Source organism: Bradyrhizobium sp. SZCCHNR2028, from assembly GCF_032380995.1.
Taxonomy (GTDB): Bacteria; Pseudomonadota; Alphaproteobacteria; order Rhizobiales; family Xanthobacteraceae; genus Bradyrhizobium.
On sequence record NZ_JAUHJF010000014.1, the window covers coordinates 189376 to 197910 of the forward strand.

Sequence of the window (8535 nt, forward strand, 5' to 3'; positions counted from 1 at the left end):
TCAGGCCGATCGTCTTGCCCGAAGGTTAATGGGCGTTGCGAGAGTGCGGAAAACGACGGGTGGCGACTGATGTGGGCGTCGATCGAACGGGCTTCGGTCGCGCGTTCATCCCAGCAATTCCGGGAGCCGATCGAGAAAATCCGGCACTGGTAATGCAGCACCAAAGTTATAGGGATTGCCGCTGAGTGCGGCGCGATAGCGATCGAGCAGGGGCCCTCCTGCGCGCAACGACCGGCCTGGTTCGTCCAGGCAGTCGAGCTTGTAGCGAACCGCTGCGGTGATGTCCTGCGCGGTATTCGGATGGATATCGAGACCGTGACGCGCCAGCACGGCTGTGTCGATCAGCAGCGCCTGCAAGGGCTGACGATAGGTCTCACGTAGCGACAGATAGCGCCGCGTACGGCGGTCGTAGACCGGGCGCACGGTGAAGTCGGTGTGCTCATGCCAGAACTGGCAGTCGTTGGAGATGCAGTTGACCAGCAGCATCGGCGTTCCCAGTGCCTGCACGGCCGTGGTCAGGCCCGATGTCGTGCCGACGAACAGACGAGCGGCGGCGCAGAGATAGAGGTCCATCTCCGCCGATTTGATGTCGCTGTGCGCGTAGTCGAACACGCCGGCCATGCCGCGCAGCGGCGTCATGCTGCGATCGCCGAGCCTGACCACGGCGCCGCCGCGTGCGGTGATCGCGGCGATGGCATCGAGGTAGTCGCCGACATTGGCGGAGCGATGCTGCCGCGTGGTGCCGGGCCCGTCGCCGTGATAGCCGCCCTCGCGGATGTGCATCGCGACGAACCAGTCGGCGGTGACACCCGCGGCGCGCAGCCTGGCAGCCCCGGTTTCCATCAGCTCCGATGGGACCTTCACGATCGGCAGCCGCCGCTGTTCGGCCCAGGCGACCTGCGCGCGCGACGCCGCGTGGGCCCATGGCTCGGCCAGGCCGTCCTTGCCCCGGACGGCGATGAACTGGTCGCCGACCAAACGCTGATACGGCAGCAGATCGTCGACGAGAGCGGGGTCTTCGACGATCGTGACATGCGGCGCGAACAGCCTGAGGAACGGCTGGTTGACCACCTTGCTTGGCGGGGCAAGCAGCACGTAGTTGGCGCGCGGCAGCATGCCGAGCGCGGCCATGCGCAAATGACAGTCGATGAAGCCGATGTGGCCGATCAGCGTCACCCATTCGTAGCCGAGCAGCCGGACCGGAAGCGCGGGATCGAAGATGTTGCTGGTGGAGGCGATGCGCTGGATCAGCGCGTCGGGAATCGACCATTTGCGCGCCAAGGCGTCCTGATGGTCGAGCGCGGCCTGATAGCAGCGGAACGTGTCCTCGTAACGGCCCTGGTGATAGAAGTTCTCGCCGAGCTGGATCAGATTGTCGTAGATCAGGAGCTCGCCGGCATGCTCCAGCTCCCAGGCGCTCGGCGTGTAGGTCGATGGATCGTAGCCGCCGGCATAGTTCTGGTGCGCCATCACCGAGCGGGGATCGCGTGCGACCGACGCCTCGAAGCACGCGGCGGCCTGGACGTGGTCGCCCGCCAGGGCATGGACGGCACCGAGCTTGCGCAACGCGTTGCCGTCGCCCGAAGCCGCAGCCGCTGTCAGGAAATGCGCCGCGACCGGAAGATTGCCGCGATACATGTGGGCGACGCCGACCGCGAAATTGATGGCGAAGCTGTCGATCGTCTCGGGCCGTGGCACCTCACGCACGATCCGGTCATAGGCGCTGCACAGCGCCAGGGTGGTGAAATAGGCCTGCGCGCCCACACCGGCCCGCGCGCGCACGTTGCTGCGGAAGATCAGGTTCAAGATCCGCACGGCGCGCAGCGCGCTCGGCTTGCGGCTCGCGGCGAGATGAACCTGCGCCGCCGCGGCCAGCGTGGTCGAGGTCGTCAGCGCCAGAACCGGGCCGATGAACGTGCCTCGTTCGAGCTGCTTGTTCATCAGCCGCAGCAATCTCGCGCCGGCCGGCGCAACGACCAGCCTGCTGTCGACGATGTCGGCGGCGCGGGTGGTCAGCGGCAGCAATTGCCGGCGCCGCGCGCTCAGGAACGCATAGAGACGGAACGCCGATGCCGTCAGCCACGTCCGCGGCGACCAGCGGCTTCGTGGCGCCTGCAAGGGCGGTGCGGCGGGCACGCTGGGAGTCGGAGGGGACGTCAGCTGCCGCTTGCCAAAGCGATGACGCAGAGAACCGAAGGGGGCGCGCTTCGTCATGGCGCGCGGTACGCTGGCGTTGCGGAGATGATCTGACGTCGCGCCCCGTGCTGGGCGAGCAGGCGCGTCAACGACATCGGCCGCGTCCGCAGCGTGATCCAGGCCAGCGCAGCCAAATGGCCCAAGCGTCCTAAGCTCAACATCAATCCAAGCACGTACGTGTCGAATGCATTGCCGTCGATCAATGCGGATACGCGCGCGGCCTTGGCCGCCGGGGGCGTATCGCCGTCCAGCACCATCCGTGCCGCGCCGAAGCGATTGCGCCGCGCGAAGACCTCCTCATACCCTTCCGGGAACAGCTTGCTCTGAGCAATCAGTGCGCCGATGTCGGCCAGCCTGGCGTTGAGCACCGCCGGATCGGTTGCCGTCGCCGTCGAATAGTTCTGGCCGTGGATGCGCCAGTAGCCGAGCGCCTCGGCGACGAAGTAGCAGCCATAGGTCAAGGCCAGCCGCCGGGCGAGAAAGGCATCGGAGAACGAGCCGAGCTTGACGTCGAACCCGCCGAGCGCCTGCAAGGCCGTGCGGCGATAGAGCGAGGTCGTGCCGGAGAAGTAGTTGTCGCCCTGCCGCAGGATTCGGCGGACGTCCGCGGGCGCCAGCATCGCCGATGACGACGCGGGCAGCATCATCGGCCGCAGCATCCGTCTTGCGGACGGCCCCTGAGGGCCGATGATCTCGCAGCAGGCGAAGACCAGGCCGGCTTCGGGATGGTTGGCCGCCTGCGCCATCGCCTTTTCGAGATAGGCCGGATGCAGCGCATCGTCGGCGCCGAGAAATCCGATCCATTCGGTGTCCGCGATCGCCAGCGCCTCGTTCTGGCCGCGCACGACGCCCTGGTTGGCGTCGTGGCGGATCAGCCGCCAGCTCGGCCGGTCCGCTACGAAGCGTGAAATGACCGCGATGCTGTCATCCGTCGAGCAGTCGTCGATGATGATGACGCGGTCTGGGGCTCGGGTTTGGTTCGCGATGCTGCCGAGCGACTCGGGCAGGTAGTGGGCGTGGTTGAAGTTCGGGACGACCAGCGTGACGGTCGGGGAGGCGGCGCGGGCGGTCGTCGTGGTCATGGTTCAGCGAGCTTCCTGCCGCATGCTGTCGAGCCCGGCCGCTCAAACCTTGGGCAGCTCTTTGAGAACGTCGTCCAGGGCGCCGAAGGCCCGCACGCGGCCGCCATCGAGATAGAGCCCGAGATTGCAGGTGTCGCGCAGCAGGCCATGATCATGGGTGGCGAGCACGACGATTCCCGAGCGCATCGTGATGTCCTGCAGCCGGCCGTGGGTCTTCTTGCGGAACTGCGCGTCACCGACCGCGATCCACTCGTCCATCAGGATGATGTCGCCGTGAATCGAGGCTGCGATCGAGAACACCAGACGCAGCAGCATGCCTGAGGAATAGGTCCGGATCGGCAGCTCCAGATAGTCGCCGAGCTCGGCGAATTCGGCGATCTCCGGCACGCGCTGCTCGATCTCCTCGGGCGAGAGCCCCAGGATCAGGCCGCGAGTCCTGATGTTCTCATACCCCGACGCCTCTTCGTCCATGCCGAGACCGATGTCGAACATCGGAACGTTCCGTCCGACGACCCGCAACGAGCCGCGCGTGGGCTCGTAGATGCCGGCGAGCACGCGGATCAGCGTGGTCTTGCCGGCGCCGTTGTGGCCGATCAGGCCGAGCCGGTCGCCCTGCTTCAGGGTGAAGCTGATGTCGTCGAGCGCCTGGACGAACTGGAACGAGCCGTCGCTCTTCGAGACCCGGCCGCCGACGCGTGAGGCCGCCTTGATGGCCAGATGCCGGAATGATCGTGCGTTCGGCGGCGCGACCGGAAATTCGATACCGATTTGCTTGGCTTCAATGAGAGTCATTCGAGGCGGATCCAGAGCTCCCGGCCATGATATCAGGCCCAATACACGACGCGCGACCGATAGCGCGTGTAGATATAGATCATGGCGGCGGTCAGGACCGCGACCGATCCAATGGCACCGGCCCAGGTCGCAAGGCCGGGAACGTCGCCCATCAGCGGACCGCGCGTGACCGCCAACAGATAGGCGATCGGATTGAGCGTGACGATGAACTCGCCGCCGCGGATGCTCGACGGTTCCCAGATGATCGGAGAGACGAAGAACAAGAGCTGCAGCACCGCCGCCATGACCGGCGGCACGTCGCGATAGCGCACGCAGATCATTGAGACGATCACCGAGGCGCTGACGACGAAGACGTAGACGATCATCAGGCCGAGGATGGCCAGGACCATTCCGAATCCGATCGACCATGGATAGACGAGCCAGATGAACGGGATCACCGCGATGTTGTGCAGGAAGATGATCAGATTGCGCTGAACCATGCGCATGACATGGATCAGAATCGGCATGTCGACGGCCTTGATCATGCCGCCTGCATTGATCATCGTGTAACAGGCTTCGCTGAGCGAGGACGAGATGAAGCTCCAGATGGTCATGCTGACCATGAAGTGGGGCAGGTAGGTCTTCATGTCGGCGCCGAGGAAGCGGCCGGCCACCGTGCCCATGATCAGGGCGGTGATCGCATTGGTGGCCGTGATCCACCACGGGCCCAGCATGGTACGGCGGTATTTCGATCGGATGTCACCGGCAGCGAGCGCGCGCCAGGTGACGTGACGGGTGATGAAAGGTGCGATGTCCTCGCGGCAGCGCGCCCAGGAGATGCGACGCCGATCCGCAACCACGAACCGCTCGACCTGTCCATCGGTCAGGGTGGTCATCCTTGTACCTCGCGTGAGCCGTAAGTATTTGTCTTACCAGCCGAATGCGGTTGGACCCCCGCCACGCCGGCGGCCAATCGCCGGGGCTTGCTGGACCATGTTACGAGGGCACTGTCAACCGGTCAGCTCAGGCCGCCGCCGCGGCTCAGATCGCGACCGAGCCCGCGGCGCCGACGATCCGCGGCTCCGGCAGCGGCACCAGGAATCGGCCGCCTGCGTCCAGGTAGGCCTGGTTGCGCTTCAGGATCGGGTCCGCATAGATCCAGGCGAGGATGACGACGATGTCGGGCTTTCGCGTCGCGAGCTCGCTGGAGGGCAGCACCGGGATGTGGGCGCCCGGGCTGAAGCGGCCGTGCTTGAGCTGGTTGTCGTCGACGATGAACTTGATCCGGCTTTCCAGCTCGAAATGGTAGAGCAGGGTGGTGGTGGTGGTCGAGGCGCCGTAGGCCGCGACCAGCTTGCCCGCGGCGATGGCCTCGTCGAGGGTGGCGAGCACCCGGCGCTTGCAGTTTTCGATGGCGACGAACCAGTCCCGGTAGATCTGCGGCTTGGTGACGCCGCGCCGCTCCTCCTCGGCGATCAGTTTCGACAGCTCCGCCGAGCGCGGCCGCTTGCCGGTCGATTTCGGCTGCGCAAAGGCCCGGATCGAGCCGCCCTTGGTGCCTGTCCTCTCGACATGGAACAGCGTCATGTCGTGCCGGTTCAGGAAGGTCTCGAGCGGGATCAGCGCGTGATGCGAGACGTGCTCGTGGTAGATGGTGTCGAACACCATGTTGTCGATCATGTCGACGATGTAGGAGACCTCGAAAACGAAGGCGCCGTCGTCGGCGAGCAGGAGGCGGATGCCCTTCACGACGTCGGACATGTTGTCGATATGCGCAAACACGTTGTTGGCGCAGAACAGCTTGGCTTCGCCCTGCTCCGACTTGATGCGGGCCGCCAGCGCGCTGGTGAAGAAATCCGGGATCGTCGGCACGCCTTCCTTGGTGGCGGTCGCCGCGATGTCGCGGGCGGGGTCGATGCCCTGCACGCGCATGCCCTCGTTCTTGAACGCCTTGAGCAGCGAGCCGTCATTGCTGCCCATCTCGGCGACCAGGCTGCCCTTGGGGATGGCGAGCGAGGACACCACCGATTGCGCATAGCGCTTGAAGTGCTCGACGAGGCCGAGCGAGACCGAGGTGCGGTAGGTGTAGTCGCGAAACAGGATGTCGGGATCGACGACGTCGAGATTCTGCAGATGCCCGCAGTCGAGGCAGAGATAGCAGTCGAGCGGGTAGAGGTCCTGCGGCTCGCTCAGCCGGTCCGCCGTCACGAACGCGTCGCCGATCGCGGACGGCCTGATCGGCAGCACGTGATCGAGCGAGGTCGAGCCGCACAGGCGGCAATCGGTCTTGTGCTTGACGTGCTGCATGAGGTGTCGATCCTGGGTTGGCGATCCCGCAGGCGGGATGGTCGGCCGGAGAGGAGTTTGCGGCGGGTTTTACAGGCCCGCGAAGCTCTTGGCGACCTCTTCTTGCCAGACTGTGGACACTCCGCCATCCAGGAATAGGCTCTGCCCATTGATGAACGAAGCGCGCGGGCTGCAGAGGAAGTCGAGGGCGTCGGCGCATTCTTCGGCCGTCCCGAGCCGGCCCAGCGGGACCAGCTTCCGGTAGGTCTCCATCAGCTTCTCGTTCTGCTCATAGAAGACGCGCGATTCGCGCTTCAGATAGGTCAGCGGCATGATCGCGTTCACGCGGATGCCGCGCCGGCCGAGCGTCGCGGCGTAATGCCGGACCATCGCATTGAGGCCGCCCTTCACGACGTGGTAGCCGACCGGCTGCGAACTGCCGACGAATTCGGCATAGACCGAGCTGACCACGCCGATGGCGCGGTCGCCATCATCAGCGAAATGGCCGGAAAAGCCCTCGATCAGGTCGCGCGAGGCGGTCAGGCCGACCTGGATTTCCCCGGCCCAGGGATCGCCCTGGCCGCGAAAGCGTTGGCTCAGGACGAGGTAGCGGACCGGGCCGCTGGCCTCGGCGATCTCACCCCAGAGCCCGGCAAAGCTCTCGCTGCGCTCGAGATCGGCGGAAAAATGCTTCAAGCCGGGCTGATCGGGAAAATCGGCCGGGCGCTGCCGCGACACGACGCTGACGGCGCAACCGCGCGCCAGGAAGCGTTCGACGACCACGCGGCCGAGGCCGCGGGTGCCGCCGACCACGACGGCATGGCTGGTCATGCGGCGGCGTCCTGCCGTGCGGCGACACGCCGGACGAGATCGGCCTGATAGGCCTCGGCCCCGGCGGTGTCGCTGTCCTCCGGCGCGAAGTCGGCGAACACGCTGGCGCCGGGGCGGAACGGGCCGTTGGTGATCTCGTGCACGATCAGCAGGTCGCTGCGGATGATCAACGTATGGAAGAACGCGTTCGACATCCGGTAGTAGAACGGCCGCGCTCCGCCCGGCGGCCCCAATTCGACCACGCGCTCGATCCGGCCGTCGTCGTCGAACACCACGATATCGACCTCGCCCTCGATGATGTGGAACGCTTCGCTCTTGCCCGGGTGCTTGTGCGGCCGGATGTAGGAGCTGGAATCGATCGCGATGATCATTTCATGCAGGGTGTCATCGCCGTCCGGATGGGCGTTGATCCGGGCCCGCCGCTTCGGGCTGGCCTTCACCGCGGCCTTCAGGGTGCTGATCTCGGATTGCCCGACCGCCGCAATCGGGCCCTCGGCGAGGAACACCTCGGGGGATTTCTGGACGAGCGTCATGCGTGATCCCTCATGATCGAATTGTCGAGCGCGGCGTAGATCGAGCGGAATTCCACGCCCCTGGCGGCAAGCGGAGCAAGCTTTTCACGCACCTTGCCCTCGATATGGGGGGCCACGGCGAACAGGCACAGCCTGATCCGTTCGTCATCCAGCAATCGTTGCGAGCCTACCACAGGCGTATGGAGGCCGGGGGGGAAAAAGCCCGCCTTGTCGGCGTCATCGTCGACGGCCACCGCGATCAGGTCGGCCAGGCCGAAGGCGTTGACGAACATGATGGCGTGATGGCCGATGCCGAACAGCGCGATCCGGTCGCGGTCGGGACCGGCCAGGGCCATCAGCTTGCTGCGCAGTTGCGCGCGGGTGGCGGCGAAATTGTCACGATAGGCCTGGAACAGGCTGGAAGGTCCGCGAGGCGCGACCGGCGGGGCGGGACTATCGGCCGGGGTGAGGACGGCGACCAGGGCATCTTCCAGGGCGCCCGGATAGCGAAGCAGGGCCAGAACGCGATAGCCGCTCACCTCAGCCAGACGCCGCAGCGTGTCCTCGACGAAGTAGCAGCTGTGCTCCTCCCACAGGAAGCAGTAGTCGCGCGCCGCGAGGAACTTGCTGCTGTCGGGGACCTCGATCAGCAGCAGGCCATCGGGATTTAGCAGAACCTTGAGTGCTTGCAGCGCCTGCACCGGCTCCGGCGTGTGCTCGAGGATGTAGCGGCACGATACAATGTCGAAAGTGCCAAGCTGCGTCGCTTCTGCAGCCAGCCGTTCGGCACGGAGGGTGGCCTGCCAGGTTTCCAGATAGGGATAGCGCCCCGCCGCGCCGTCGGCACCGAGCGCAAG

Annotated in this window: 8 protein-coding genes; all 8 read right to left on the reverse strand. The window is 65.8% G+C overall.

The genetic code is table 11. The features are described 5' to 3' along the window. Nucleotides 1-105 precede the first annotated feature (105 nt). The gene (locus QX121_RS21930; protein ID WP_315813007.1) at nucleotides 106-2214 is read right to left on the reverse strand and encodes a TIGR04372 family glycosyltransferase; all 2109 of its coding nucleotides are present in this window, start codon (nucleotides 2212-2214) and stop codon (nucleotides 106-108) included. Next, on the reverse strand, nucleotides 2211-3278 hold the full coding sequence (locus QX121_RS21935; protein ID WP_315777107.1) for a glycosyltransferase family A protein: 1068 nt from the start codon (nucleotides 3276-3278) through the stop codon (nucleotides 2211-2213). Before QX121_RS21935 ends, QX121_RS21930 begins: the two co-directional genes overlap by 4 nt. Before the next feature lie 42 nt (nucleotides 3279-3320). Next, nucleotides 3321-4070 carry an ABC transporter ATP-binding protein gene (locus QX121_RS21940; RefSeq protein WP_315738923.1) on the reverse strand — a complete coding sequence of 250 codons (750 nt, stop codon included), beginning with the start codon at nucleotides 4068-4070 and terminating at the stop codon, nucleotides 3321-3323. 32 nt (nucleotides 4071-4102) lie between these two features. After that, nucleotides 4103-4945 carry an ABC transporter permease gene (locus QX121_RS21945; protein WP_315738922.1) on the reverse strand — a complete coding sequence of 281 codons (843 nt, stop codon included), beginning with the start codon at nucleotides 4943-4945 and terminating at the stop codon, nucleotides 4103-4105. A 145-nt stretch (nucleotides 4946-5090) separates the two neighbouring features. Then, the gene (locus tag QX121_RS21950; protein WP_315813008.1) at nucleotides 5091-6356 is read right to left on the reverse strand and encodes a class I SAM-dependent methyltransferase; all 1266 of its coding nucleotides are present in this window, start codon (nucleotides 6354-6356) and stop codon (nucleotides 5091-5093) included. Between the two features lie 69 nt (nucleotides 6357-6425). Then, nucleotides 6426-7166, reverse strand: coding sequence for an SDR family oxidoreductase (locus QX121_RS21955; RefSeq protein WP_315813009.1), 741 nt, complete (start codon nucleotides 7164-7166; stop codon nucleotides 6426-6428). After that, nucleotides 7163-7699, reverse strand: a complete 537-nt coding sequence (locus QX121_RS21960; protein WP_315738919.1) for a WbuC family cupin fold metalloprotein — start codon at nucleotides 7697-7699, stop codon at nucleotides 7163-7165. The genes QX121_RS21955 and QX121_RS21960 overlap by 4 nt, the downstream gene beginning before the upstream one ends. Next, a partial coding sequence (locus tag QX121_RS21965) for a class I SAM-dependent methyltransferase (protein WP_315813010.1) occupies nucleotides 7696-8535 on the reverse strand: 840 nt, incomplete at its 5' end. The genes QX121_RS21960 and QX121_RS21965, both read right to left, overlap by 4 nt.